The organism is Rathayibacter sp. AY2B3 (genome assembly GCF_002931755.1).
In the GTDB taxonomy this organism is placed as follows: Bacteria; Actinomycetota; Actinomycetes; order Actinomycetales; family Microbacteriaceae; genus Rathayibacter.
This window is the reverse complement of the sequence record NZ_PSUG01000010.1, coordinates 56,730-82,552: the sequence shown is the minus strand read 5'-3', so window position 1 is coordinate 82,552 and position 25,823 is coordinate 56,730. Positions and strand designations below refer to the sequence as shown.

Here is a 25,823-nt window from a genome sequence, read left to right as displayed (position 1 = left end):
AAGGTCGCGCCCTCCAGCGGCGAGTCGGCCGTGAGGTTGATGTGGTCGCTGATCAGCACGGGGGTGCCGGGGGTCCAGTGCTCCTTGATGCCGCCCGCTGACCTCCCGCGAGGTCCGAGCAGCCGTCCGCCCTGGAGCCGGGTCTCGCTGCCCCGCTCCGCGGCCACTCGACCAGCAGGAGGAGGGAGCGCCCTCTCACCGCAAGGTGGAGGGCGCGTCCGAGGATCGCGTGCCAGCGATTCGAGGCAGCCCGACGGAACCCGCTCTGCGGAACGCACCCCGTCGGGAGGCCGACCGCGCTGAGCCGCGCAGGGAGCGGCTCAGAGACGAGCTCAGCCGAGCGCCCGCTCGATCTTCTCCGTGATCTCGTTCTGATCGAGGTAGTTGTCGATGACGACGACCTCGGCGAAGGTGCGGCCGATGCGGTCGACGAGCTCGCCGGAGGTGAGGATGACCTGCGCGTCGGCGGCGAGCGCGTCGACGGAGGCCAGGTCGGAGGCGATCACGTCGGCCTCGAGGTCGAGGGTCTCGAGGGCGCGCTCGGCGCCGAGCTTGAGGATGGCGGAGGTGCCGATTCCGGCGCCGCAGAGGGTGATGATCTTCATGCGCTTCTTCCGTGGTGCGGGTGGTGCGGGGTGCTGTCGGTGAGGACGGCGTTGATGCTGCGGACGGTGCGGGCGGCGGCGAGGGCGCCCACCGCGTCCGGGCGGCTGAGCACGTCGGCGAGCCCGGAGACGAAGCCGACGTGTCCGTGCGCCTGGGTGGCGGCGATCCCGATGACGACCGAGACCGGGTCGTTGGTGCTGTGCCCGAAGGCGACGGGCTCGGCCAGCGTGACGACGGAGAGGCCGTCGGCCAGGACGTCGTTGCCGGGCCGGGCGTGCGCGAGGGCGAGCCCGGGCGCGATGACGATGTACGGCCCGAGCACGTCGACCTGCTCGACCATGCGCCGGGAGTAGGCGGCGTCGACCGCGCCCGTCCGCTCGAGCGCGCGGCCCGCCTCGAGGACGGCCTCCCGCCACGATCCGGCGGAGTGGCGGAGGGCCACCGCCTCCTCGGGGAGTGCGTCGAGCGGCACCGTCAGGCCGCCTCGAAGCCGGCGCTGATCGTCTCGACGAGCTCGCGGCGCTCGTCGAGCGGCAGGAAGGCGGCGTGGGCCGCGTTCAGCTGGAAGGCCTCGAAGTCGTCGAGGTCGTACCCGAACGCGTCGGACAGGAGGGCGAGCTCACGGCTGAGGGTCGTCGCGCTCATCAGGCGGTTGTCGGTGTTCACCGTGACGCGGAAGCCCAGCTGGTAGAGCAGGTCGAAGGGGTGGTCGGCGAGCTCGGCGCCCCACGCCGCGACGGCACCGGTCTGCAGGTTGGAGGAGGGGCTGAGCTCGAGGGCGATCTCGCGGTCCTTCACCCACTCCGAGAGCTCGCCGAGGGTCACGTAGCTCGCGTCGTCGTCCTGACGCTCTATGCGGATGTCCTCCGCGATCCGGACGCCGTGGCCCAGGCGCAGGGCGCGTCCGTCGAGCAGGGCCGAGCGGATGCTGTCGAGGCCGTCCGCCTCCCCCGCGTGGACCGTGGTCGGGAAGTGCGCCGCCGCCAGCAGCTCGAAGGCGGCTCGGTGCCGCGAGGCGGGGAAGCCCGCCTCGGCTCCGGCGATGTCGAAGCCGATCGCACCGCGCTCGCGGTGGCGCAGCGCCAGCTCGGCGACCTCGAGCGAGCGGTCGGCGTGCCGCATCGCGATGATCAGCTGGCCGACGCGGAGGCGGTGGCCCTGCGCCGCCGCCTCCTGCACGCCCTGCTGGAGCCCCTCCTGGACCGCCTCGACGGCCGCGTCGAGCGAGAGCCCGGCGCGCTGGTGCTGCTCCGGCGCCCAGCGCACCTCGCCGTGCACCACTCCGTCGGCGGCGAGGTCGAGCACGAACTCGCGGGCCACGCGCTCGAGCGCCGGCGCGGTCTGCATCACGGCGACCGTCGTCTCGAAGGTGGCGATGTAGTCGGTGAGGGAGCCGGAGTCGGCCGTGGCGCGGAACCACTCGGCGAGCGCGTCCGGCTCCTCGGCCGGAAGCGGCACGCCCGTCTCGCGGGCGATCTCGAGGACCGTCCCGGGCCGCAGTCCTCCGTCGAGGTGGTCGTGCAGCGACACCTTGGGGAGCTCGTCGATGAGGACGCCCTCGCCCGGCAGGAGGTACTCCTCGGTCTGATCGGTCACGGTGCTCCTCGCAGGTCGGCGGTGGTTCGCCGACCACCCTAGAGGGTCGGCGGGAGCGGCTCGCCGGGCGGCGCGGAGCTAGGAGACGCGCTCCGCCACGAGGGGGCCGCCGTCGAGCACCTCGTCGCCGTCGTCGCCGATCCGGTACGCGCCGTCGAGCGCCTCCAGCGCCCGGGCGAAGCGCTCGGGCTCGTCGGCCGAGAGGGTGAGCAGGGGCCGGCCCGCACGGACGCGGTCGCCGGGCTTCGCGTGCAGGTCGATCCCCGCCGCGTGCTGCACCGCGTCGGACTGGCGGGCGCGTCCGGCGCCCAGGCGCCAGGCGGCGATGCCGAAGGGCAGCGCCTGCTGCTCCACCAGCACGCCGTCGCGCTCGGCGAGCACGACGTGGGTCTCGCGGGCCTCGGGGAGGGCGGCGTCCGGGTCCCCTCCCTGCGCGCGGATGACCGCGCGCCAGGTGTCCATGGCGGCGCCGCCGTCGAGGGCGCGCTCGACGTCCGCGTCCGGCTGCCCGGCGAGGGCCAGCATCTCGCGGGCCAGAGCCAGCGTCAGCTCCCGGACGTCGGAGGGGCCGCCGCCGGCGAGCACCTCGACCGACTCCCGCACCTCGTTCGCGTTGCCGACGGTCAGCCCGAGCGGCACGTTCATGTTGGTCAGCAGCGCGGTGGTCCGCACCCCCGCGTCGTTGCCGAGGTCGACCATGGCCCGGGCGAGCTCCCGCGAGCGCTCGATGTCGACCATGAACGCCCCGGAGCCGAACTTCACGTCGAGCACCAGGGCGTCTGTGCCCTCGGCGATCTTCTTCGACATGATCGAGGACGCGATCAGCGGGATCGCCTCGACGGTCCCGGTGATGTCGCGGAGCGCGTAGAGCTTCTTGTCGGCGGGGGCCAGGCCCGAGCCCGCGGCGCAGATCACGCCGCCGACCGTCCGCAGCTGCTCCAGCATCTCCTCGTTGCCGAGGTCGGCCCGCCAGCCCGGGATCGACTCCAGCTTGTCGAGCGTTCCGCCCGTGTGGCCGAGCCCGCGTCCGGAGAGCTGGGGCACCGCCACGCCGAAGGAGGCGACCAGCGGCATCAGCGGCAGCGTGATCTTGTCGCCGACCCCGCCGGTGGAGTGCTTGTCGACCGTGCGCTTGCCGAGTCCGTCGAACCGCATGCGCTCGCCGCTGGCGATCATCGCCAGGGTGAGGTCGCGGATCTCGTCGCGCTCCATCCCGTTCAGCAGGACCGCCATCGCGAAGGCCGCCATCTGCTCGTCGGCGACGTAGCCGCGGGTGTAGGCGTCGATCAGCCAGTCGATCTGCGCGGTCGAGAGCGTGCCGCGGTCGCGCTTGGTGCGGATGATGTCGACGGCGTCGAAGTCCTCGACGGGGGTGGTGCGGGTCATGCGGAGTCCTCGGTTCGGGGATGGGAGCGGGTGACGGCGGCGCTAGGAGGCGGCGTAGGCCTCGAGGGTGCGCGGGCCGAACGCGTCGGGGATGACCTCGTCGATCGTCTTCACGCCCGACACGGTCTGGAGGAGCATGCCCTCGGCCGAGTGCTCGAAGAGCAGCTGGCGGCAGCGCCCGCAGGGCATCAGGACGCCGCCCTTCCCGTCGACGCAGGTGAAGGCCACGAGCCGGCCGCCGCCCGTCAAGTGCAGGGAGGACACCAGCGCGCACTCGGCGCAGAGCGTGAGCCCGTAGGAGGCGTTCTCGACGTTGCAGCCCGAGATCGTCCGGCCGTCGTCCACGAGCGCGGCGACCCCGACGGGGAACTTCGAGTACGGGACGTAGGCGTGGCTCATGGCCTCCAGCGCGGCCTCGCGCAGCGCCTCCCAGTCGATGTCGGTCACGACGGCTCCTCTCAGGACTTCAGGTACGGCTTGCCGGCGGCGGCCGGCCCGCGGGACTGGCCGACGAGACCGGCCACCGCGAAGATCGTCACGACGTACGGCAGCATCAGCATGAACTCGCTCGGCACGGGCGAGCCGATGACGCCGAGAACGTTCTGCAGGTTGGTCGCGAAGCCGAACAGCAGCGACGCCAGGGTCGCCTTGATCGGGTCCCAGCGGCCGAAGATGACGGCGGCCAGGGCGATGAAGCCCGCGCCCGCGGTCATCTCCTTGCCGAACGCTCCGACCGCGTCGAGCGTGTAGTACGCGCCGCCGACTCCGGCGATCGCCCCGGCGAGGGAGACGTTCCAGAAGCGCGTGCGGGCGACGTCGATGCCGACGGTGTCCGCGGCCTGCGGGTGCTCGCCCACGGCGCGCAGGCGGAGGCCCCACTTGGTCTTGAACAGGCCCCACCACACGGCGAAGATCGCGAAGTACATCAGGTAGACGATCACCGTCTGGTTGAACAGGACGGCGCCCACGATCGGCACCTGGCTGAGCACCGGGATCGGGAGGCGGTCGAACTTCACCGGCGAGTTGAACGTCGACGCGTCGGCGGAGAGGACCTGGGAGTAGAGGAAGCTCGTCAGGCCGGTCACCAGCACGTTCAGCACGACTCCGACGATCACCTGGTCGACCAGGTACTTGATCGCGAAGGCGGCTAGCACGAACGACACCAGGACACTCGCGACCATCGCCGCGAGCAGGCCGAGCACCGGCTGGCGGGTGAGGGAGCCGACCATCGCCGCGGTGAAGGCGCCGGCGAGCAGCTGCCCCTCGATCGCGACGTTGACGACTCCGACCCGCTCCGAGATGACACCGCCGAGGGAGCCGAAGATCAGCGGAGTGGCGAGCCCGACGGTCCCGAGCAGCAGTCCCGAGACGGGCAGCGCGGCACCGGCCGACGCCCAGACGAGGAACCCGATCAGGAAGACCAGGGCGAAGACCGCCGAGAGCCAGAGCGGGATGCGCCGGCCGGCGCGGGTGAGTGCGGCCGACGCGACGGCCAGGGCGACCAGGACGATCGCCACGACCACTCCCGTCCCCCGCGTCGGGAACGGGATGTCCGGCAGGGCGAAGAAGTCGGTGCCCGCGGCGAGGCGGAACGAGCTCGTCCCGTCGCGGCCGAGGGCCACGAAGAGGACGACGGCGAGCAGCGCGAAGACGCCGAACGCGATCGGCGCCTTCCAGCTGCGGATCACGACGCGGTCCGGTGCGGTGGCGACGGCGGTGCTCATGCGGACACCTCCGAGGTGCGGCGGGTGCGGCGCTTCGGGGCGGCCCCGGGCGTCGGGAGGCGGAAGATCGCGCGCACCAGCGGCGGCGCGGCGATGAAGAGGACGATCAGCGACTGCACGACGAGGACCACGTCGATCGGCACGCCCTCGGCGGCCTGCATCGAGTAGCCGCCCGCCTTGAAGGCGCCGAAGAGGATGCCGGCGAAGAACACGCCCCAGGGGCGGGAGCGGCCCAGCAGCGCGACCGTGATCGCGTCGAAGCCGATGCCCGCGTCGATCCCGGAGGTGAAGCCGGTCGTGACCGTCCCCATCACCTGGGCGCTGCCGGCGAGGCCGAGCAGGCCGCCGGAGAGCAGCATCGCGTACACGTAGCTGTTCTTCACGTCGATGCCCGCCACACGCGCCGCGTGCGGGTTCTCCCCCACCGCGCGGAACTTGAAGCCGATCGTCGAGCGGTTCAGGAGCCACCAGACGAACACGGTCGCGAGGACCGCGAAGACGAAGCCGAGGGTGAGCGAGTAGCCGGGGCCGAGGAGCGCCGGGAAGACCGCGGTCTCCTTCATCCCGGGCGACTTCGGGTTGTTCGAGCCGGGAGCCTGCAGCGCGCCGGGCGTCCGCAGGAGGTAGGAGATCAGGTAGAACGCGACGTAGTTGAGCATGATCGTGAGGATCACCTCGTGCGCGCCGGTGCGGGCCTTGAGCAGTCCCACGAGTCCGCCCCAGAGCGCGCCGCCGAGGATGCCGGCGGCGAGCGCGACGATCAGGTGCACGCCCCACGGGAGGTCGAAGGAGAAGCCGACCCAGCCCGCGCAGGCCGCGGCGATCAGCATCTGGCCGCGGCCGCCGATGTTGAACAGGCCGACGCGGAAGGCCAGGGCCACTCCCAGGCCGCCGGCGATCAGCGGGGTCGCGAAGGCCAGGGTGTCGGTCAGCGGCTTGATGCCGTTGGCGAAGCCCTCGCGGCGGAAGTTGTAGACCGAGCCCTGGAAGAGCGAGGAGTAGGCACCGGAGACGGACTGCCAGATCGCCTGCAGGGTGTCGAGCGGCCGGGCGAAGAAGTAGCCCGACGCCGCCTGGACGTCCTTGTCGGTCGCGGCGATCAGCACGCCGCCCGCGATGAGGGAGAGCAGCACGGCGAGCACCGACATCAGCGCGGTGCCGGAGAGGATCTCGCGCAGGACGCGGGAGGCGCCGCTCTCGAGCGGGCCGGGGCGCACCTCCTGATCCGGCTTCTGGCCGGGCTCGAGCCCGGCCGCCTTCTCGGTCTCCGCGTCGGGATCGACCGCGGGCAGTTGCGCGTCGCTCACGCCGCCGCCCCCTTCTCGGCGGGCGTCTGCCCGGCCATCATGAGCCCCAGGACCTCGCGGGGCGTATCGGCGGGGACGATGCCGATGATCCCGCCCTTGTACATGACCGCGATGCGGTCGGCGAGCGCCGCGACCTCGTCGAGCTCGGTCGACACCACGATCACGGGGACTCCGGTGTCGCGCGTCTCGACGATGCGCTTGTGGACGAACTCGATGGAGCCGACGTCGATGCCGCGGGTGGGCTGCGCCGCGATGAACAGCCGCAGCTCCCGGCTGAGCTCGCGCGCGAGCACCACCTTCTGCTGGTTGCCTCCGGAGAGGCGGCCGACGTGGGTGCCGATCCCCTGGGCGCGCACGTCGAACTCGCGCACCCGCTCCTCGGCGAAGCGCTCGAGCTCCTTGAGCCGCAGGCCCAGGCCCTTCACGAACGGACCGCGGTCGCTGCGGTCGAGCATGAGGTTCTCGGCGATCGTGAACTCGGCGACCAGACCGTCCTCGGTGCGGTCCTCGGGGACGAAACCGACCCCCGATTCGAGGACGCGGCGCACGGAGAGCCCGTCGAGACGGCGCCCGTCCAGGGTCACCGAGCCCTCGACCCGCTCCTGCAGGCCCATGATCGCCTCGGTGAGCTCGGTCTGGCCGTTGCCCTGCACGCCGGCGATCGCGAGGATCTCGCCGCGGCGGACCTCGAAGGAGACGTCGTCGACGACGGCCTGGCCGTTGGCGTCGCGCACCGTGAGGTTCGAGACGACGAGGGCCTCGTCGCCCGGCACCGCCTGCTCCTTCTGCACCGTCAGCTCGACGGCGCGGCCGACCATCAGGGAGGCGAGCTCGGCGTTGCTCGCCGTCGGAGACGCCTCCCCCACGACTCTGCCGAGGCGGATGACCGTGATGCGGTCTCCGACCTCGCGCACCTCGCGGAGCTTGTGCGTGATGAAGACGATGGCGGTCCCGGCCGCGCGCAGCTGGCGCATGATCGCGATCAGCTCGTCGGTCTCCTGCGGGGTCAGCACCGCGGTCGGCTCGTCGAACACGAGCACCCGGGCGTCGCGGGAGAGCGCCTTGATGATCTCGACCCGCTGCTGCACGCCGACGGGGAGGTCCTCGACCAGGGCGTCGGGATCCACGTCGAAGCCGAAGCGGTCCGAGATCTCGCGCACCCGGGCGCGCGCGGCGGCGAGGTCCAGGCGTCCGCCGGCCTTCGTCTCCTCGTGGCCCAGCATGACGTTCTCGGCGACGGTGAACACGGGGACGAGCATGAAGTGCTGGTGGACCATCCCGATGCCGGCCTTCATGGCGTCGCCCGGACCGGAGAAGTGCTGGACCGCGTCGTCCAGCAGGATCTCCCCCTCCTCGGCCTGGTACAGGCCGTAGAGCACGTTCATGAGCGTCGACTTGCCCGCGCCGTTCTCGCCGAGGAGGCAGTGGATCTCGCCGGGTTCGACGGTGAGATCGATGTGGTCGTTGGCCACGAGCGCGCCGAAGCGCTTCGTGATGCCACGCAGTTCGAGCTTCATGGGACCAATCTAACTTTCGGTTCGCGCCACGATGCGCCGCCGAATGGGATCGATGGACGGAGCGGAGCCGATCCGCCCGCCGGACCGACGAAGAGGCCGGCGGGCCCGAGGTGTGCTCGGGCCCGCCGGCCTCTTCGAGGAAGCGACTAGGACGCCGCGGGAGCGGACGGGGAGGTGACGGTGATGGAGCCGTCGATGATGCCCGCCTTGATGGTGTCGAGCTCGCCCTGCAGGTCGCCCGAGACCTTCGACTCGAAGTCGTGGAACGGCGCGATGCCGACTCCGTCGTTCTCGAGGGTGCCCACGAAGGGGGTGGGGTCGAAGTCGTCGGCTCCGGCGGAGCTGGTGACGTCGGTCGTGCCGGCCTCGATGCCCTTGAGGATCGAGGTCAGGTACAGGTCGGCGCCGTCGGGGTAGGTCTCGTAGAGGTCCGCGTCCACGCCGACCATCGCGATGTCCTTGCCGGAGTCGCGGATCGCCTCGATCGCCGACTGGAAGATCGGACCGCCGACGGGGAGGATGACGTCCGCGTTCTGGTCGATCAGCGACTGCGCGGCCGACTTGGCCTCGACGCCCGCCGCGAAGCCGCCGGTGAAGGAGCCGGTCTGCGCGTCGACGTCCCAGCCGACGACCTTGACGTCCTTCCCCTTCTGCTCGTTGTAGTACTTCACGCCGTCGGCGTAGCCGTCCATGAAGATCGTGACGGTCGGGAACTGCTGGCCGCCGTAGGTGCCGACGACGCCGGTCGTGGAGTACGAGGCGGCCGCGTAGCCGGCGAGGAACGCCGCCTGCGAGGTGTCGAAGGTGATCGGCTTGACGTTCGGCAGGTCGATCGTCGCGTCGTCGATGATCGCGAAGTCGATGTCGGTGTTCGCCTCGGCCGCGGCCGACGTGGCCTCGGCCAGCGCGAAGCCGACGGTGATGATCAGGTTGCAGCCCTGGTCGACGAGGCTGGTCAAGTTCGGGGCGTAGTCCGTCTCGGACTCCGAGGTGACGGTCTTCGGCGTGACCCCGAGGTCCTCCGAGGCCTTCACGAGGCCGTTGTAGCCGAGCTCGTTGAACGACTTGTCGTCGAACCCGCCCGCGTCGGACACCATGCAGGGCAGGAAGTCGCCACCGGCGGCGGCGCTGGAGCCGCTCTCCTCGGGGGCGGAGGCGCAACCGGCGAGAAGCGCGGTGACGCCGAGGGCGGCGAGACCGCCGAACGCGGCCTTACGCGAGGTGATAGTCAAGATGTCGTCCTCCAGGAATGCGGCCCCGCGCGACGAGCGCAGCAGAGCGTCGATCCCCACACGTTACCCAATGTGACAAGCCGCTCAGCCGCCCGGACGGTGGTGGTCAGGAAGAGTTACACAGTGTTGATCTTCCTGTGATGCGCGGAGCGCATCACAGGGCGCGGTCGGCTCCGCGACGGGGTGCGATCCGCAGAGCGGGTCGCGTCGGGCTGGCCGGAATCGCTGGCACGCGATTCCGGCTCGCTGCCCTCTCCCTGCTGCCGGCGGTCGAGGACGTTCGGGCGGGCTCCGCGCTGCGCGCGGTCGGGACGGGACGGGTGTCGTGTCACCCGGTGATAGTCGAGCAGCCGCGGAGCGGCGCATCGAGACCCCCCTCACTGGTCGAGTAGCCGCGCAGCAGCGTATCGACACCCCCGAGACGTACTCCCGCCCTCCCTGCTGGTCGAGTAGCCGCGCAGCAGCGTATCGAGACCCCCGACGTACCCCCTCCTCGCAGGTCCAGCAGCCGTGCAGCGGCGTATCGGGACGCGCGCGCGGCGCCGGCGGACGCGCGAACGGCGAAGCGCGGCGCCTCCGAGGGAGGGCCGCGCTTCGACAGAGGGGGACGGAGGGCTAGAGGACGTCGGTGCGGCCGGAGAGGCGCAGGGCGTCGACGACGCCCTTGACCTTCTGGGCGTTCTCGGTCGTGGTGACCAGGAGCGCGTCGGGGGTGTCCACGACGACGATGTCCTTCACTCCGATGAGGGCGATGGTGCGGTTGCCGCCGCTCACGACGATGCCCGTCGCGGAGTCGGCCAGCACGCGGGCGTCCTCGCCGAGGATGGCGAGGTCCGAGCGGAGACCGCTCGAGTGCAGCTTCGCGATGGACGCGAAGTCGCCCACGTCGTCCCACGAGAAGTGGCCCGGCACGACGGCCAGCTTGCCCGCGGCCGCGGCCGGCTCGGCGACGGAGTAGTCGATCGCGATCTTCTCCAGGCCCGGCCAGATGCGGTCGACGACCGCACCGCGCTCCGGGGTGTCCCAGGCGGCGGCGAGCTCGAGCAGCCCGGCGAGCAGCTTCGGCTTGGCGCGGCCGAGCTCCTCGAGGAGGCGGTCGGCGCGGGCGATGAACATGCCCGCGTTCCAGAGGTACTGACCGCTGGAGAGGTAGGCGCGCGCCGTGTCGGCGTCGGGCTTCTCGACGAAGGAGTCGACGGCGAGCGTGTGCGTCGCCCCGTCGATCCCGAGGTGCTTCCCCGTGCGGATGTAGCCGAAGCCCACGGCCGGCTCGGTCGGCGTGATGCCGATGGTCGCGATGTAGCCCGCGTCCGCCGCGACGACGGCCTCGGCGACCGCGTCGTGGAAGAGCTGCTGGCCGCTGATGACGTGGTCGGCGGCGAACGAGCCGATGATCACGCCCGGCTGGCGGCGCTCGAGGATGGCGGCGGCCAGGCCGATCGCGGCGGAGGAGTCGCGCGGCTCGCTCTCGAGGACGACGTTGAGGTCCTCGAGGCTCTCGAGCTGCTCCTCGACGGCGGCCCGGTGCGCGCGGCCGGTGACGACCATGATCCGGTCGGCGCCCGAGATGGGCGCGAGGCGGTCCCAGGTGTCGCGGAGGAGGGTCTGTCCCGACCCCGTCAGATCGTGCAGGAACTTCGGGGCGTCGGCCCGGGAGAGCGGCCACAGCCTCGAGCCGATCCCGCCGGCGGGGATCACGCTGTAGAAGCGGTCGAGCGGGGCGCGGCCATCGGTCTCAGGTGATGTCATGTCCGCAGGATACAAGGGAGCCCGAGCGCGACCGTCCGTTCACCCGGGCGCGCGCCGCCGTTCATCCCGCCGCCGTAGCGTCCGGGGCGTGAGAGTCGCGGTCGTCACCGAGAGCTTCCTGCCGTCGTTGAACGGCGTGACCACGAGCGTCCTGCGGGTGCTCGACGAGTTCGCGGAGCGCGGGATCGAGGCGCTCGTCGTCTGCCCGGCCGCGGGGGCGCCGGGCCACTACGCGGGCCACCGCGTCGTGGAGCACCCGGCGATCGCCTACCGCGACTTCCCGGTCGGGATCCCCACGCTCGCCCTCACCCGGGAGCTGGCCGACTTCGAGCCCGACGTGGTGCACGTCGCCTCGCCCTTCCTCCTCGGCGCCCGCGCCATCGCCTCGGCCGGCCGGCTCGGGGTGCCGAGTGTCGCGATCTACCAGACGGACGTCGCGCGGTTCGCGGCCCGCTACGGCATCCGCGGCGCCCGCGCCCTCGCCTGGCGGGTGATCCGCCAGATCCACGCCGGGGCGGACCTGACCCTCGCCCCCTCCACCAGCGCCCTCGACGACCTCGCCGCCGCCGGCATCGAGCGCACCGCGCTGTGGGGCCGCGGCGTGCAGAGCGAGCGATTCCACCCGCGCCGCCGCTCCTCCCCCTACGCGCAGGCGGTCCGGGCCGGACTCGGCGCCGAGGACGCGCTCGTCGGCTACATCGGGCGCCTCTCCCCCGAGAAGAGGGTGGAGCGGATGGCGGCACTCGCCTCCGTCCCGCACGCCGAGCTCGTGGTGGGCGGCTACGGCCCCTCCTCCGCCCGGGTCGCCGCCGCCCTGGGCCCGGCGGCGCGGATGCTCGGCCGGCTCGACGGCGACCGGCTGCCGGCGGTCTTCGCCGCGCTCGACGTCTTCGTGCACACGGGCACGGAGGAGACGTTCGGCCAGACTGTCCAGGAGGCGCAGGCGTCCGGCACCGCGGTGGTCGCGCCCCACGCGGGCGGACCCACCGACCTCGTCGAGCACGGCGTGGACGGCCTGCTCTACGCGCCCGAGAGCGACTCCGACCTGCGCCGGCAGGTGGAGCGCCTGGTCCGCGATCCCGCACTGCGCGCCCGGCTCGGCGAGGCGGGCCGCCGCCGCGTGCTCCACCGCACCTGGAGCGCGCTCACCGACGAGCTCCTCGCGCACTACGCGACCGCGGGGGCGCCCGCCCTCGCCCTGCCCCGCAGCTAAGGCTCGCCTAAGCCGCGCCCGCCTGCGCACCCGCTTAGAATCGGAGGGCGAGTTTCTCGTCGCTCCCCGCCCCGTCCCCGTCCACGCGACGTGGGAACAGGTCAGGCCGTCGGAGCACAACCAGGGAGGGTTGTTCGTGTCAGTTCAAGCTGCTCAAACCCTCGCACCCCGGAAGCAGGGGAAGATCCGGCGTCCGGCCGGCACCCTCTACCGCGGTCGCGAAGGCATGTGGTCGTGGGTGCTCCACCGGATCACCGGTGTCGCCATCTTCTTCTTCCTCCTCGTCCACGTCCTCGACTCCGCTCTCATCGCCGTGAGCCCCGAGGCGTACAACGCGGTCATCGGGACGTACAAGAACCCGATCATGGGACTCGGCGAGACCGGGCTCGTGGGCGCCATCGCGTTCCACGCGCTGAACGGCCTGCGGATCATCCTGGTCGACTTCTGGAGCTGGGCGACCCGCAACCAGCGCGTCCTCTTCTGGGTCGTCATGGGCCTCTGGGTCGTGCTGATGCTCGGCTTCGCGCCGCGCCACCTCATCAACGTCTTCAGCGAGGGGGGTGCGCAGTGAGCACCGTCGCCGCACCGCGGACCCCGCACACCCCGACCCGCTCCTCCGGTACCAACTGGGAGAAGTGGGGCTGGATCTACATGCGCGCCTCCGGCGTCGTGCTGATCGTCCTGATCTTCGGGCACCTCATCTACAACCTGCTGCTGGGCGACGGCATCAAGGCCATCGACTTCGGCTTCGTCGGCGGCAAGCTGGCGAGCCCGTTCTGGCAGTGGTGGGACGTCCTCATGCTGTGGCTCGCGCTGATCCACGGCGGCAACGGCATGCGGACGCTGGTCAACGACTACGCGACCTCGCCCCTGCTGGCCAAGGCCTTCAAGGGCGGCATCCTCGTCGCCGTCGTCGCGCTGATCGCGCTCGGCACCTGGGTCGTCTTCGCGTTCGACCCGTGCCCCGCCGGCACCGCCGCGGACCTGTTGCCCTCCTTCTGCGCAGCGTGACCACGGCGCCGCGGATCGGAGAGGGGCCCGCGCCCCTCCCGGTCCGCGGAACCGCGTCCCGGCACCTCCCCCTCCCAACCCCGTACGACGGAGCACCCACCCCGTGAGCACACCAGGCCACTCCCACACCGGCGCCGACCAGAGCGCCTTCGCGCAGACCGTCGGACCCGACGGCGTCCACTACCACCAGTTCGACGTCGTCATCGTCGGCGCCGGCGGTGCCGGGATGCGCGCGGCCATCGAGGCCGGCCCCAAGGCGAAGACGGCCGTGATCTCGAAGCTGTACCCGACCCGCTCCCACACCGGAGCGGCGCAGGGCGGCATGGCCGCCGCCCTCGCGAACGTCGAGGAGGACAGCTGGGAGTGGCACACCTTCGACACCGTCAAGGGCGGCGACTACCTCGTCGATCAGGACGCTGCCGAGATCCTCGCGAAGGAGGCCATCGACGCGGTCATCGACCTCGAGAACATGGGCCTGCCCTTCAACCGCACCGAGGAGGGCAAGATCGACCAGCGCCGCTTCGGCGGTCACACCCGCGATCACGGCAAGGCGCCCGTACGCCGGGCCTGCTACGCGGCCGACCGCACCGGCCACATGATCCTGCAGACGCTGTTCCAGAACTGCGTCCGGCTCGGCATCAACTTCTACAACGAGTTCTACGTCCTCGACCTGGTGATGACCGAGGTCGACGGAGTGGCCAAGCCCTCCGGCGTCGTCGCCTACGAGCTGGCCACGGGCGAGCTGCACGTCTTCCAGGCGAAGGCGATCATCTTCGCGACCGGCGGCTTCGGCAAGATCTACAAGACCACCTCCAACGCGCACACCCTCACCGGCGACGGCGTCGGCATCATCTGGCGGAAGGGCCTCCCGCTGGAGGACATGGAGTTCTTCCAGTTCCACCCGACCGGCCTCGCCGGCCTCGGCATCCTCCTCACCGAGGGAGCGCGAGGAGAGGGTGCGATCCTCCGCAACGCCTCGGGCGAGCGCTTCATGGAGCGCTACGCGCCCACCATCAAGGACCTGGCGCCGCGCGACATCGTCGCCCGCTGCATGGTCCAGGAGGTGGCGGAGGGGCGCGGCGCCGGCCCGCACAAGGACTACGTACTGCTGGACTGCACCCACCTGGGCGCCGAGGTGCTCGAGACCAAGCTCCCCGACATCACGGAGTTCGCCCGCACCTACCTGGGCGTCGACCCGGTCGTCGAGCCGGTCCCGGTCATGCCGACCGCGCACTACGCGATGGGCGGCATCCCGACCAACGTCAAGGCCGAGGTGCTCTCGGACAACACGACCGTCGTCCCCGGCCTCTACGCCGCCGGCGAGTGCGCGTGCGTCTCGGTGCACGGCTCCAACCGCCTCGGCACCAACTCCCTGCTCGACATCAACGTCTTCGGCAAGCGCAGCGGCAACAACGCCGCCGACTACGCCAAGACGGTCGACTTCACCCCCCTGCCCGCCGACCCGGCCGGCGCGATCCGCGACATGCTCGCCTCGCTCCGCTCCGCGACCGGCACCGAGCGGATCGCCTCGATCCGCAAGGAGCTGCAGGACGAGATGGACAAGAACGCCCAGGTGTTCCGCACCGACGAGTCCCTCGAGTCCGTCACCGGGACCATCCAGCGCCTGCGCGACCGGTTCCGCAACATCTCGGTGCAGGACAAGGGCAAGCGCTTCAACACCGACCTCCTCGAGGCCGTCGAGCTGGGCTTCCTGCTCGACCTCGCCGAGGTCGTCGTCTACTCGGCGCGCAACCGCAAGGAGAGCCGCGGCGGCCACATGCGCGACGACTTCCCGAAGCGCGACGACGAGAACTACATGCAGCACACGATGGCGTACCTCTCCGGTGACGCCCACTCCTCCGACGCCGGTGACCACATCCGGCTCGACTGGAAGCCCGTCGTGATCACCCGGTACCAGCCGATGGAGAGGAAGTACTAGCCGTGTCGACCGCTACCCTCGAGCAGCCGCCCGCCGCCCCTGCGGCCCCGGAGGCGTTCACCGTCACGTTCATCATCCGCCGCTTCGACCCCGAGGTGGACGCGGAGCCGCGCTGGCAGGACTTCGACGTCGAGATGTACTCGACCGACCGCGTCCTCGACGCCCTGCACCGCATCAAGTGGGACCAGGACGGGTCGCTGACCTTCCGCCGCTCGTGCGCGCACGGCATCTGCGGATCCGACGCGATGCGGATCAACGGCCGCAACCGTCTGGCCTGCAAGACGCTGATCAAGGATCTCGACATCTCGCAGCCGATCTACATCGAGGCGATCAAGGGCCTGCCCCTCGAGAAGGACCTCGTCGTGGACATGGAGCCGTTCTTCGCCTCCTACCGCGAGGTGCAGCCCTTCCTGGTCGCCAACACCCCGGCGCCCACGGGCAAGGAGCGCGTGCAGTCGGTCGCCGACCGCGCCCGCTTCGACGACACCACGAAGTGCATCCTCTGCGCCGCGTGCACCTCGTCCTGCCCCGTGTTCTGGACCGACGGGCAGTACTTCGGCCCCGCGGCGATCGTGAACGCCCACCGCTTCATCTTCGACTCGCGCGACGACGCCGGTGGAGCGCGCCTGGACATCCTCAACGACAAGGAGGGCGTGTGGCGCTGCCGCACGACCTTCAACTGCACGGAGGCGTGCCCGCGCGGCATCCAGATCACGCAGGCGATCGCCGAGGTCAAGCAGGCCGTCATCCGCGGCCGCGCCTGACCTGCACGCCGGAAGCGGCCGTGCACGCTCGATCCTCGGATCCGGCGTGCACGGCGGCTTCTGCCGTGCACGGGCCGCTCCCCCACAGGAGGCGGATCGGGACGGGGCTCCACAGGTCGACAGTTGCGGCGGGCGAGCAGCGGAGTCAGGCGGAACACTCGATCCGTGCTCACCGGCGTCCTCCACCTCTCCCGTCTGCGCGCGCTCGGCGTCGATCCCCGCGCGGCGGTGCGCAACGGCACGCTGACACGACTCCGGCCGGGCTGGTTCGCTGCCGCGGACGCCCGCGCTGACCAGCAGCAGGCCGTCCTCCACGCGGGGTTCGTCTCGTGCGTGTCCTTCTTCGACGCCCGCGGCGCGTACCGGCCCGAGGACGATCGCCTGCACCTGGGCGTCCACAGCTCGAACAGGGCGCGCACCACGGACCCGGGCGTGGTGGTGCACTGGAGCCGTCGCATCCCGATGCCGACCGGACCGGCCGTCGTGGCCTCGACCGAGAGGGCGCTCGAGCACCTCCTCCTCTGTCAGCCGTCCGACGAGTCCGTCGCCGTCGTCGACTCCGCTCTCCACCGCGGGATCATCGGTCCGGGACTGCTCGCCGGCACGATGGCGCTCCTCCCCGGCCGCCTGCACCCGCTCCTGTCCGCCTTCGACGGCCGCGCCGAATCCGGCATCGAGTCGCTCACGCGCTTCCGGCTGCTCGCGTGCGGCGTCGGCTGCCGGCCCCAGGCGGAGATACCCGGGGTCGGACGCGTCGATCTGCTGATCGACGACTGGCTGGTGATCGAACTCGACGGGCGCCGCTGGCACACCGCGGCCGAGGCGTTCACCCGCGACCGGCGCCGCGACGCCGCCGCCGTGCTCAGCGGGTACACGGTGCTGCGCTTCAGCTACGCCGACGTCGTCCACGACTGGGCCCGGACCTCGACAGTGATCCTGGGGACCTTGGCGCGAGGCCGGACTCGCTGAGGTGCGCGCTCGAGGTCACGGTGCACGTGCGTTCTCGCGATCGCGCGTGCACCGTGACGTCCGACGTGCACGGGCGCTTTACGCTGGAGGAATGACCGAGGCGGCCGACACTCCCCGCGGGATCCCGGGCCTGTTCGAGCGGATCATGCGGACGCGGCCGGTGCGGGTGATGCTCCACTACTCCGAGACCGGCGGGCCCCTCTTCGCCTCCGGACTCGCCTTCCAGGCCCTGTTCGCGGTCTTCGCGGCGCTGTTCGTCTTCTTCGCCGTCTTCGGCTTCTGGGTGCGCGACGACTCGGTCCTGCGCGACTCCCTCCTCGACCTGGTGACCCGTTCGGTGCCCGGTCTGATCGGCGGGAAGAACGCCCTCGTGTCGGTCGACGACCTGCTCGACTCCTCGATCCTCGGCTGGACGGGCGCGATCGCAGCGGCCGGCCTGCTCTGGACGGCGCTCAACTTCCTGGGAAGCCTGCGCCAGGCGGTGCGACTGCTCTTCTCGCTCCCCGGACCGACGACCCTCTTCGTCCTGCTCAAGCTCAAGGACGCGGGGCTCGCCCTGATCTTCGGAGCGGTGCTGCTGGTCTCGGCGGGTCTCTCCGTGTTCTCGACCTCGCTGGTGGATGTGGCGTTCGACTTCCTCGGGATCGGCAGCGAGTCGATGCTCGGCCGCCTCGCCGGCAGCGTGGTGGGCCTGCTGATCATGCTCGCCCTCGACACGGGCACGCTCGCCGGGTCCTTCCGCGTCCTCTCGGGCATCTCGATCCCGTGGAAGAACCTCTGGGCGGGCTCGCTGCTCGGCGGGATCGCCCTCGGAGCGCTCAAGGTCCTCGGGACGCAGCTGCTGGGCGGCGCCTCCCGCAACCCGCTGCTCGCCTCGTTCGCGGTGCTCATCGGACTTCTGATCTGGTTCAACCTCGTCTGCCAGGTGATCCTGATCGCGGCGTCGTGGATCTCCGTCGGGATGAGCGATGCCGGGATCTCGGCGCGCAAGCTCACCCCGGAGGAGCGCGAGAAGGAGCGGGAGGAGCAGCTGCGCACCGCCCGCCGCACTCTCGCCGAGGCCGAGCGCGAGCGCCTGCGGGCCGCATTGCCGGAGGCGTCCCTCCTGAAACGGCGGCGCCTGGAGCGCCAGCTCGCGCAGCTCGAGGAGGAGCTCGAGCAGCTCGCCGCCTGATCCGGCGGACCGCTTCCCGGGAAGCCCTGCGTCTCGGTGCCCGAATGCACCTGCCGAGTCTGTCCGTTTCTGTTGACTTCGCACACGAACGGGTCTAAAAAGAGGTAAACGCAGATCCGAGGTCGGCAACGACACCGCGGATCCGGCGCATCACCCACGGCGAGACGACGGAGTCCACATGTACGCACCGGAGCGGCACCAGGCGATCCTGGACCGCGCCCGCACCGACGGGCGCGTCGAGGTCCGCGACCTCGCCCTCTCCCTCGCCGTGACGCCGGAGACGATCCGCCGCGATCTCACCAGTCTCGAGAAGCGCGGCCTGCTGCGCCGCGCGCACGGCGGCGCCATCCCCGTCGAGCGCCTGGGCATCGAGCCCGAGGTCGCCGCCCGCGAGGGGCACCTCGCCGGCGAGAAGGACCGCATCGCCACCGCGGCCCTCGCCGAGGTGCCCGACGGCGGCTCCATCGCCATCGACGCCGGCACCACCACGGTGCGGCTGGCGGAGCTGCTCCCCCTGGACCGCCGGCTGACGGTCGTCACCCACTCCCTCCCCGTCGCGATGGCGCTCGTCGGCCGGCCCAACATCGACCTCCACCTCATCGGCGGGCACCTGCGCGGAGTGACGCAGGCCGCCGTCGGCCCGTGGGCCGCCCAGGCCCTCTCCACGGTCTCGGTGGACGTCGCCTTCATCGGCACGAACGGACTCAGCATCGAGCGGGGGCTCACCACCCCCGATCTCGACGAGGCCGTCGTCAAGTCCGCGATCATCGCCTCCGCGCGCCGGGTCGTGGTCCTCGCCGACCACTCCAAGTTCGGCCGGCAGGACTTCGGGCACGTCGCTCCGCTGTCCGCGGTCGACACCGTCATCACCGACGCCGGTGTCGACGACGAGCTCGCCGACGACATCGAGTCGGCCGGCCCGGAGGTCGTCCGCGCATGATCGTCACCGTCACCGCCAACCCGAGCATCGACGTCACCCTCTCCACGAGCGGCTTCGCCGTCGGCGAGGTCAACCGCGCCCACGACGTGCGGCGCGACCCGGCCGGCAAGGGCGTCAACGTCGCCCGTGCCCTCGCCCGCAACGGCGTCGAGGCGACCGCGGTCTACCCGGCGGACGCCTCTACCGGCCTCGACCTGTCCACGATGCTCCGGGCCGCCGGAGTCCGCTCGGCCAGTGCGGCGATCGCCCACCCGATCCGCACCAACATCACCGTGGTCGACGACCGGACCGGCCGCACCACCAAGATCAACGAGCCCGGCCCCGCCGTCACGGAGGAGGAGGCTCGCGCCCTCTCCGAACTGATCGGCGAGCACGTCTCGGCCTCGCCCCGCTGGCTCGTCGCCTGCGGCAGCGTCCCCCCGGGACTGGGAGCGGACTTCTACCCCGCCCTCGGCCGCCTCGCCCTGCACTTCGGCGTCCCCCTCGCCGTCGACACGTCGGGAGCCCCCCTGACCGCGATCATCGCGGCCGGCACCGCCACCCTCCTGAAGCCCAACCTCGAGGAGCTCGAAGAGCTCCTCGGCCGCTCCCTGACGACGGTCGGAGACGTCGTCGCCGGAGCCCGTGAACTCCTGCAGCTGCCCGACGCGCGAGCGCTCGTCAGCCTCGGAGAGCACGGCGCCCTCCTCGTCACGGCGCACGCGTCGTGGTGGGCGGGCGCCCCCGCCGTCGTGCCCCTCAGCACCGTCGGCGCCGGCGACAGCACGCTCGCCGGCTACCTCTCGGCCGTCGACGCCACGGAGGCGGAGCGCCTCGCGACAGCAGTCGCGTGGGGTACCGCCGCCGTCCAGCTCCCGGGCAGCGAAGCCCCGGGTCCCGACTCCCTCCACCTCGACGACGTCTCCGTCGTCGAGGACCCCGACCCCACCCTCCCGATTGGAGAACTGAGCGCATGACTGCTCTCACCGAGGCGTCGACGGTCATCGTCGACCTCACCGCCGCCACGAAGGACGAGGCCACCGCGCAGCTCGCGAAGACGCTCGCCGACGCCGGCCGCGTCACCGACCTCGACGGCTTCCTCGCCGACGTCCGCGACCGCGAGTCGCAGATGGCCACCGGCATGCCCGGCGGCATCGGGATCCCCCACGCCCGCTCCTCCCACGTCGTCTCGCCCAGCGTGGCGGTCGGCATCGCGAAGCAGGGCGTCGACTTCGGCGCCCCCGACGGGCCGGCCGACCTGATCTTCCTGATCGCGGCCCCGGACGGCGCCGACCAGGCGCACCTCAAGATCCTCGCCCAGCTCGCCCGCAAGCTGATCCACGAGTCCTTCACGGGTTCCCTCCGCGCTGCCGCCAGCGGCCAGGAGGTCGCGGACATCATCGCCCGAGAGGTCGTCGTCTCATGAGGATCGTCGCCGTCACCAGCTGCATCGCCGGCATCGCGCACACCTACATGGCGGCCGAGGCTCTCGAGCAGGCCGCGAAGAAGAAGGGGTACGCGATCCAGGTCGAGACCCAGGGCGCCGCGGGCTCCGACCCCATGTCCGACCAGACGATCGCCGAGGCCGACGTCGTGATCCTCGCCGCCGACCTCGAGGTCCGCGGCAAGGAGCGCTTCGCCGGGAAGCCCACCCTCGAGGTGGGCACGTCGGAGGCGCTCGCGAAGGCGGCCGAGGTCATCGACCGCGCCGTCGCGACGGTGCAGGACGCGCCCGCCGCGAGCCCCGCCTCCGGACCGCGCTTCGTCGCCGTGACCAGCTGCATCGCGGGCATCGCCCACACCTACATGGCGGCGGAGGCGCTCGAGCAGGCCGCGAAGAAGCGCGGCTACCCGATCCACGTCGAGACCCAGGGCGCGGCCGGCTCGGACGAAATGACCGCGGCCGACATCGCCGCCGCGGACGTCGTCATCCTCGCCGCCGACCTCGAGGTCCGCGGCAAGGACCGGTTCGCCGGCAAGCCGATCCTCCAGGTGGGCGTCGCCGAGGCCCTGTCGAAGCCGGACGAGGTCCTCGACCGCGCTCTGGCCCTGCGCGGAACCGGCACCGCCGCCGCCTCCGCCCGCACGGCCCCGGCAGCGGCCCCCGCGGCGCCGAAGAAGGTCGGCGTCGGCACGCGCATCCGCCAGAACCTGATGACCGGCGTCTCGTACATGATCCCGTTCGTCGCGGCGGGCGGTCTGCTGATCGCCCTGTCGTTCCTGTTCGGCGGCTACCGGATCGTCGACTTCACGGCACAGCAGATCATCGACAACGGGTTCAACGTCGCGAACCTCACCGACTGGGCCGGAGTGATGTTCCTGATCGGGAGCGCGACGTTCGCGTTCCTGGTGCCGGTGCTCTCGGGCTTCATCGCCTTCGGCATCGCCGACCGCCCCGGCATCGCGCCGGGCTTCCTCGGCGGCGCGGTCGCGGTCACCGTGGGTGCGGGCTTCCTGGGCGGTCTCGCCTCGGGGTTCATCGCCGGCTACGCGGCCCTGTACATCTCGCGGATCAAGCTCCCCGCGGCGTTCAAGTCGCTGATGCCCGTCGTGATCATCCCCCTGATCGCCACCTTCATCACCGGCTTCCTGATGTTCGTGGTGCTCGGTGCTCCGCTCCGCGCGCTCAGCGAGGGCCTCTCGGCCTGGCTCTCGGGCCTGACCGGCGGCAACCTGATCATCCTGGGCATCATCCTGGGGCTGATGATGGCGTTCGACATGGGCGGCCCGGTCAACAAGGTGGCCTACGCCTTCGCGACCACCGGTCTCGCCTCCGTCCCCGCCGACGGCGACCCGAACTCGGTGCAGTTCAAGGTGATGGCGATCGTGATGGCGGCGGGCATGACTCCGCCGCTGGGCCTGGCCCTGGCGACGTCGCTCCGCAAGCGCCTGTTCACCGACGCGGAGCGTCAGAACGGCAAGGCGGCCTACCTGCTGGGCGCGTCGTTCATCTCGGAGGGAGCGATCCCGTTCGCCGCGGTCGACCCGCTCCGCGTCATCCCGTCCGCCATGGTCGGCTCGGCTGTCACGGGGGCGCTCGTCGCCCTCTTCGGATCCACCCTCCGCGCCCCGCACGGCGGCGTCTGGGTGACCGGACTGGTCGGGCAGCCGCTCCTCTACCTGGTCGCCATCCTGGTGGGCATGGTGGTCACGGCCGTCTGCGTGATCATCGCGAAGAGCATCAAGCGCGCCCCCGTGGTCGCCGAGGTGCCCGAGCCCGCCGCCGCGCAGGCCGTCCCCGCCTGATCTCCACCGACCGACCGTCCTGAGCGGTCCCGCCGGCGGTCGCCTCCGCGCTCCTCCCCCCTCTCCGAGGGAGTCGCGCGAGGCGGCCGCCGGCTTCCGCGTTCCCCGGGGGTGTGCGGTCTGCAGGGGGGGCGTGCCGTCTGCAGGGGGGCGTGCCGTCTGCAGGGGGGCGTGCAGTCTGCAGGGGATCCGAGCCGAAGGGGCGATCCTGCGAGGAGGAGGCGCCCGGGAGCGGCTCGTCCCCTGCAGATCGCACGGCGGTGGGTCCGGAGCGGCCCCCGCCCGCGCGTCTGTGTCGGACCCCTTCCGTAGAATGTCCGGGTGACATCCAGCACCCTCCGCATCGCCTCCGTCAACGTGAACGGCGTCCGCGCCGCCTACCGCAAGGGGATGGGCGACTGGCTCGCCGCCCGCGACGTCGACGTCCTGGCCCTGCAGGAGGTCCGCGCCTCCACCGACGACCTCACCGGACTGCTCGGCGACGAGTGGGACGTGCTGCACGACGAGGCGACCGCCAAGGGCCGTGCCGGAGTCGCGCTCGCCTCCCGCAAGCGCGCCACGATCCACCGCGTGACGTTCGGCGCCGACGACTTCGACTCGGCCGGACGCTGGCTCGAGGCCGACTACGAGGTCGGCGGCCGCTCGATCACCGTCGTCTCCACCTACGTCCACTCGGGCGAGGTCGGCACCCCCAAGCAGGTCGAGAAGTACCGCTTCCTCGACGCGATGGAGGCGCGCCTGCCCGAGATCCGGGCGCACAGCGAGCTCGCCGTCGTGATGGGTGACCTCAACGTCGGTCACCGCACGCTCGACATCAAGAACTGGAAGGGCAACGTCAAGAAGGCCGGCTTCCTCCCGGAGGAGCGCGCCTACTTCGACCGCTTCGTCGGCGCCGAGGGCGACCCGGACTACAACGCCGGTGCAGGACTCGGCTGGGTCGACCTCGGCCGCCGGTTCGCGGGCGAGGTGCCCGGACCCTACACGTGGTGGTCGCAGCGCGGCCAGGCGTTCGACACCGACACCGGCTGGCGCCTCGACTACCAGCTCGCCACGCCCGCGCTCGCCGACCTCGCCCGCAGCTACGAGGTCGACCGCGCCGCCTCCTACGACACCCGCTGGTCCGACCACTCCCCCGTGGTCGTCGACTACGAGCTCTGACCCTCTCCCCCGCGATCCCGACCCCTCGAGGCCACCCATGACTCCCAGCACCCCGGGCGCCAAGCCCGTCATCTTCTCCGGCATGCAGCCCTCCTCCGGGTCGCTGCACCTCGGCAACTACATCGGCGCGCTGACCCAGTGGGTCGCGATGCAGGAGGACTTCGACGCCTACTTCTGCGTCGTCGACCTCCACGCGATCACGGTCCCGCAGGATCCGCAGCAGCTCCGCGAGCGCACCCGCGCGACCGCCGCGCAGTACATCGCCGCGGGCATCGACCCCGCGCGCTCGACCCTCTTCATCCAGTCCCACGTGCCCGCCCACGCCGAGCTCGCCTGGGTCCTCAACACCCTGACCGGCTTCGGCGAGGCCAGCCGGATGACGCAGTTCAAGGACAAGTCGGCGAAGCAGGGCACGGAGGCCGCGTCGGTGGGCCTCTTCACCTACCCGATCCTGATGGCGGCCGACATCCTGCTCTACCAGACGGACGCGGTGCCGGTCGGCGAGGACCAGCGGCAGCACCTGGAGCTCACTCGCGATCTCGCGGCGCGCTTCAACTCGCGCTTCGGCGAGACCTTCGCCGTGCCGGAGCCCCACATCGTCCGTGAGACCGCGAAGATCTTCGACCTGCAGAACCCGGGCGCCAAGATGTCGAAGTCGGCGGAGTCGGATGCAGGCCTGCTCAGCGTGCTCGACGATCCGAAGGCGACCGCGAAGAAGATCATGCGCGCCGTGACCGACACCGAGTCGGAGGTGCGCTTCGACCGGACGGCGAAGCCCGGCGTCTCGAACCTCCTGACCATCTACTCCGTCCTCGCCGACCGCTCCGTCGAGTCGCTCGAGCAGGAGTACGCGGGCCGCGGCTACGGGGACCTCAAGAAGGGCCTCGTCGAGGTGGTCGCCGCCACCTTCGAGCCGATCCGCGCGCGGACCGCGGAGCTGCTCGCCGACCCGGCCGAGCTCGACCGAGTCCTCTCCCTCGCCGCCGACCGCGCGTCCGAGACCGCGGAGCGCACGCTCGCAGCGGTCTACGACTCCGTCGGCCTCCTCCGCCGCGTCCGCTGAGCCGGCCGTGCTGCGGCTCGCGCTCTTCGACCTCGACGACACGCTCTTCGCCCATGCCCGCGCCGTGCGGGAGGGGATCGTCGCGTACGCCGCCTCGCTCGGCGACGCGTACTCCGCCGATCCCCTCGACGTGCAGCGGCGCTGGCACCTGCTCGAGGAGGAGCACTACCACCGCTACCTCGCGGGCGAGCTCGACTACGAGGGCCAGCGGCGGGCGCGGGCCACGGACTTCGCAGCGGAGGCCGGAGTGGCGCTGAGTCCCGAGGACGCGAGCTCCTGGTTCCGCGGGTACCTCGAGCACTACGTCGCCGCCTGGACCCTCCACGACGACGCGCTGCCCGTCCTCGACCGGCTCGCCGCCGCCGGAGTCCGCCTCGGCGTGATCACCAACGGCGTGCTCGACTTCCAGCTGAGGAAGATCCAGGGCACGGGCATCTCCGGTCGCTTCGAGCACGTCATCGCCTCGGGCGACGTCGGCGTCACCAAGCCGGACGCCCGGATCTTCGCCATCGCCTGCGAGCGGTTCGGAGTGTCCCCGGCGGAGGCGCTCTACGTCGGCGACCGGCTCGGCACCGACGCCCGAGGGGCTGCCTCTGCCGGCCTGCACGGCGTGTGGCTCGACCGCGTCGGCGGGCCGGAGCACGGCCGCGAGCTGCCGGTCGAGGCGGTGGAGCTGGGCGTGCGGCGGATCGGCTCGCTGGACGAGCTCGACGCGGTCGCGGGGCTCACGGGCTGAGCGGTCCCGGTCCGGCGTCTCGATCGGCGGCGGCACTCAGAGGGAAGGTCGCTTCGTCGAAGTGGGGACCACCCCGTGCTGATCGAGTAGCCCGCGCAGCGGGCGTAGCGAGATCCACCAGCATCAGAGCATTCGTCTGCTGCCCCGCCCTGCTGACGACGGCGGGTCCCGATACGCCCCTGCTGGGCTACTCGACCAGCGTGACGGGAGGTCGACGCGCGGTGGGCGCTGACGCGGGCCGACGGGCCGGCTCCACTACCCGCCGACGGCCTCTCGGCCCATCTGGGCGGCGGCGGTCGAGACCGCAGCAGCACGCTTCCTCCGTCGGTGCCGCAGCTCGAGGGCGAGCGCCGCGATCGCCACGACGAGGAGCACGGCGGAGGTGCACAGCGACACGATCCCGAGCGCGCTCGGCGATACGACGACCGCAGGGGCCTCGAGGACGACCCGGACGAGACCGTACAGACCGAGGACGACGAGGACGACGAGGTCGGAACGGGATCTCACGACAGCC

Annotated in this window: 25 protein-coding genes and 1 pseudogene; 14 read left to right on the top strand and 12 right to left on the bottom strand. The window is 71.6% G+C overall.

The features are described from left to right. The 11 genes and pseudogenes from C5C24_RS18335 to C5C24_RS05170 all read right to left on the bottom strand — a co-directional run. Nucleotides 1-98 (bottom strand): annotated as a pseudogene (locus C5C24_RS18335) (purine-nucleoside phosphorylase); the annotation flags it as partial. A 234-nt stretch (nucleotides 99-332) separates the two neighbouring features. After that, nucleotides 333-605 (bottom strand): PTS sugar transporter subunit IIB, encoded by a 273-nt coding sequence (locus tag C5C24_RS05215; protein ID WP_104275343.1) that lies wholly within the window; start codon nucleotides 603-605, stop codon nucleotides 333-335. Continuing rightward, nucleotides 602-1,078 (bottom strand): PTS sugar transporter subunit IIA, encoded by a 477-nt coding sequence (locus C5C24_RS05210; protein WP_104255398.1) that lies wholly within the window; start codon nucleotides 1,076-1,078, stop codon nucleotides 602-604. Before C5C24_RS05210 ends, C5C24_RS05215 begins: the two co-directional genes overlap by 4 nt. 2 nt (nucleotides 1,079-1,080) lie before the next feature. Further along, nucleotides 1,081-2,202: an adenosine deaminase gene (locus C5C24_RS05205; RefSeq protein ID WP_104275345.1), complete on the bottom strand. Its 1,122-nt coding sequence runs from the start codon at nucleotides 2,200-2,202 to the stop codon at nucleotides 1,081-1,083. A 78-nt stretch (nucleotides 2,203-2,280) separates the two neighbouring features. Beyond that, nucleotides 2,281-3,588, bottom strand: coding sequence for a thymidine phosphorylase (locus C5C24_RS05200; protein WP_104275346.1), 1,308 nt, complete (start codon nucleotides 3,586-3,588; stop codon nucleotides 2,281-2,283). Nucleotides 3,589-3,630: 42 nt separating this feature from the next. After that, nucleotides 3,631-4,035 carry a cytidine deaminase gene (locus C5C24_RS05195; protein WP_104304464.1) on the bottom strand — a complete coding sequence of 135 codons (405 nt, stop codon included), beginning with the start codon at nucleotides 4,033-4,035 and terminating at the stop codon, nucleotides 3,631-3,633. A gap of 11 nt (nucleotides 4,036-4,046) precedes the next feature. After that, entirely contained in the window at nucleotides 4,047-5,312 is a 1,266-nt protein-coding gene (locus C5C24_RS05190; protein WP_104275348.1) for an ABC transporter permease, read from the bottom strand. After that, entirely contained in the window at nucleotides 5,309-6,619 is a 1,311-nt protein-coding gene (locus C5C24_RS05185) for an ABC transporter permease (RefSeq protein WP_219812831.1), read from the bottom strand. Before C5C24_RS05185 ends, C5C24_RS05190 begins: the two co-directional genes overlap by 4 nt. After that, complete coding sequence (locus C5C24_RS05180) at nucleotides 6,616-8,136, bottom strand: ABC transporter ATP-binding protein (RefSeq protein WP_104223182.1); 1,521 nt, start codon at nucleotides 8,134-8,136, stop codon at nucleotides 6,616-6,618. Before C5C24_RS05180 ends, C5C24_RS05185 begins: the two co-directional genes overlap by 4 nt. A gap of 146 nt (nucleotides 8,137-8,282) precedes the next feature. Then, nucleotides 8,283-9,368 (bottom strand): BMP family protein, encoded by a 1,086-nt coding sequence (locus C5C24_RS05175; RefSeq protein ID WP_104275350.1) that lies wholly within the window; start codon nucleotides 9,366-9,368, stop codon nucleotides 8,283-8,285. Nucleotides 9,369-9,983: 615 nt separating this feature from the next. Next, nucleotides 9,984-11,117 (bottom strand): mannose-1-phosphate guanylyltransferase, encoded by a 1,134-nt coding sequence (locus tag C5C24_RS05170; protein WP_104223184.1) that lies wholly within the window; start codon nucleotides 11,115-11,117, stop codon nucleotides 9,984-9,986. A gap of 88 nt (nucleotides 11,118-11,205) precedes the next feature. Between C5C24_RS05170 and C5C24_RS05165 the strand changes: the two genes are divergently transcribed. The 14 genes from C5C24_RS05165 to C5C24_RS05100 all read left to right on the top strand — a co-directional run bounded on the left by C5C24_RS05165 (nucleotide 11,206) and on the right by C5C24_RS05100 (nucleotide 25,309). Then, nucleotides 11,206-12,330 carry a glycosyltransferase family 1 protein gene (locus tag C5C24_RS05165; protein WP_104281377.1) on the top strand — a complete coding sequence of 375 codons (1,125 nt, stop codon included), beginning with the start codon at nucleotides 11,206-11,208 and terminating at the stop codon, nucleotides 12,328-12,330. Between the two features lie 184 nt (nucleotides 12,331-12,514). After that, nucleotides 12,515-12,901 carry a succinate dehydrogenase, cytochrome b556 subunit gene (gene sdhC, locus C5C24_RS05160; RefSeq protein WP_258058781.1) on the top strand — a complete coding sequence of 129 codons (387 nt, stop codon included), beginning with the start codon at nucleotides 12,515-12,517 and terminating at the stop codon, nucleotides 12,899-12,901. Continuing rightward, on the top strand, nucleotides 12,898-13,341 hold the full coding sequence (locus tag C5C24_RS05155) for a succinate dehydrogenase hydrophobic membrane anchor subunit (RefSeq protein ID WP_104304463.1): 444 nt from the start codon (nucleotides 12,898-12,900) through the stop codon (nucleotides 13,339-13,341). The genes sdhC and C5C24_RS05155 overlap by 4 nt, the downstream gene beginning before the upstream one ends. 202 nt (nucleotides 13,342-13,543) lie before the next feature. After that, complete coding sequence (gene sdhA / locus C5C24_RS05150) at nucleotides 13,544-15,280, top strand: succinate dehydrogenase flavoprotein subunit (RefSeq protein WP_104281414.1); 1,737 nt, start codon at nucleotides 13,544-13,546, stop codon at nucleotides 15,278-15,280. A gap of 2 nt (nucleotides 15,281-15,282) precedes the next feature. Further along, nucleotides 15,283-16,044 (top strand): succinate dehydrogenase iron-sulfur subunit, encoded by a 762-nt coding sequence (locus tag C5C24_RS05145; protein WP_104304462.1) that lies wholly within the window; start codon nucleotides 15,283-15,285, stop codon nucleotides 16,042-16,044. Nucleotides 16,045-16,209: 165 nt separating this feature from the next. Then, complete coding sequence (locus tag C5C24_RS05140; protein WP_104304461.1) at nucleotides 16,210-17,013, top strand: endonuclease domain-containing protein; 804 nt, start codon at nucleotides 16,210-16,212, stop codon at nucleotides 17,011-17,013. A gap of 91 nt (nucleotides 17,014-17,104) precedes the next feature. Continuing rightward, a complete protein-coding gene (locus C5C24_RS05135; protein WP_104281376.1) occupies nucleotides 17,105-18,187 on the top strand; it encodes a YhjD/YihY/BrkB family envelope integrity protein in 1,083 nt (360 codons plus the stop codon). Between the two features lie 178 nt (nucleotides 18,188-18,365). Then, nucleotides 18,366-19,127, top strand: a complete 762-nt coding sequence (locus C5C24_RS05130) for a DeoR/GlpR family DNA-binding transcription regulator (protein WP_104275354.1) — start codon at nucleotides 18,366-18,368, stop codon at nucleotides 19,125-19,127. Continuing rightward, the gene (locus C5C24_RS05125; RefSeq protein ID WP_104304460.1) at nucleotides 19,124-20,083 is read left to right on the top strand and encodes a 1-phosphofructokinase family hexose kinase; all 960 of its coding nucleotides are present in this window, start codon (nucleotides 19,124-19,126) and stop codon (nucleotides 20,081-20,083) included. The genes C5C24_RS05130 and C5C24_RS05125 overlap by 4 nt, the downstream gene beginning before the upstream one ends. Beyond that, entirely contained in the window at nucleotides 20,080-20,532 is a 453-nt protein-coding gene (locus tag C5C24_RS05120) for a PTS sugar transporter subunit IIA (RefSeq protein ID WP_097166616.1), read from the top strand. The genes C5C24_RS05125 and C5C24_RS05120 overlap by 4 nt, the downstream gene beginning before the upstream one ends. Next, complete coding sequence (locus C5C24_RS05115) at nucleotides 20,529-22,352, top strand: PTS fructose-like transporter subunit IIB (protein ID WP_104275356.1); 1,824 nt, start codon at nucleotides 20,529-20,531, stop codon at nucleotides 22,350-22,352. The genes C5C24_RS05120 and C5C24_RS05115 overlap by 4 nt, the downstream gene beginning before the upstream one ends. Before the next feature lie 321 nt (nucleotides 22,353-22,673). Continuing rightward, nucleotides 22,674-23,510, top strand: coding sequence for an exodeoxyribonuclease III (locus C5C24_RS05110; protein WP_104275357.1), 837 nt, complete (start codon nucleotides 22,674-22,676; stop codon nucleotides 23,508-23,510). Between the two features lie 37 nt (nucleotides 23,511-23,547). Then, nucleotides 23,548-24,573, top strand: a complete 1,026-nt coding sequence (trpS, locus tag C5C24_RS05105; protein WP_104304459.1) for a tryptophan--tRNA ligase — start codon at nucleotides 23,548-23,550, stop codon at nucleotides 24,571-24,573. A 7-nt stretch (nucleotides 24,574-24,580) separates the two neighbouring features. Continuing rightward, nucleotides 24,581-25,309, top strand: a complete 729-nt coding sequence (locus C5C24_RS05100; RefSeq protein WP_104304458.1) for an HAD family hydrolase — start codon at nucleotides 24,581-24,583, stop codon at nucleotides 25,307-25,309. A gap of 255 nt (nucleotides 25,310-25,564) precedes the next feature. Here the strand turns inward: C5C24_RS05100 and C5C24_RS05095 are convergent, their stop codons facing one another. After that, nucleotides 25,565-25,816 (bottom strand): hypothetical protein, encoded by a 252-nt coding sequence (locus tag C5C24_RS05095; protein ID WP_146082527.1) that lies wholly within the window; start codon nucleotides 25,814-25,816, stop codon nucleotides 25,565-25,567. Between the last annotated feature and the right edge of the window lie 7 nt (nucleotides 25,817-25,823).

Excerpts from the sequence above, each read along its gene's own strand:
- C5C24_RS05190 (WP_104275348.1), bottom strand. The coding sequence starts at position 5,312 with ATGAGCACCGCCGTCGCCACCGCACCGGACCGCGTCGTGATCCGCAGC.
- C5C24_RS05115 (WP_104275356.1), top strand. The coding sequence starts at position 20,529 with ATGAGGATCGTCGCCGTCACCAGCTGCATCGCCGGCATCGCGCACACC.
- trpS (WP_104304459.1), top strand. The coding sequence starts at position 23,548 with ATGACTCCCAGCACCCCGGGCGCCAAGCCCGTCATCTTCTCCGGCATG.
- C5C24_RS05180 (WP_104223182.1), bottom strand. The coding sequence starts at position 8,136 with ATGAAGCTCGAACTGCGTGGCATCACGAAGCGCTTCGGCGCGCTCGTG.
- C5C24_RS05120 (WP_097166616.1), top strand. The coding sequence starts at position 20,080 with ATGACTGCTCTCACCGAGGCGTCGACGGTCATCGTCGACCTCACCGCC.
- C5C24_RS05170 (WP_104223184.1), bottom strand. The coding sequence starts at position 11,117 with ATGACATCACCTGAGACCGATGGCCGCGCCCCGCTCGACCGCTTCTAC.
- C5C24_RS05200 (WP_104275346.1), bottom strand. The coding sequence starts at position 3,588 with ATGACCCGCACCACCCCCGTCGAGGACTTCGACGCCGTCGACATCATC.
- C5C24_RS05130 (WP_104275354.1), top strand. The coding sequence starts at position 18,366 with ATGTACGCACCGGAGCGGCACCAGGCGATCCTGGACCGCGCCCGCACC.
- C5C24_RS05135 (WP_104281376.1), top strand. The coding sequence starts at position 17,105 with ATGACCGAGGCGGCCGACACTCCCCGCGGGATCCCGGGCCTGTTCGAG.
- C5C24_RS05215 (WP_104275343.1), bottom strand. The coding sequence starts at position 605 with ATGAAGATCATCACCCTCTGCGGCGCCGGAATCGGCACCTCCGCCATC.
- C5C24_RS05125 (WP_104304460.1), top strand. The coding sequence starts at position 19,124 with ATGATCGTCACCGTCACCGCCAACCCGAGCATCGACGTCACCCTCTCC.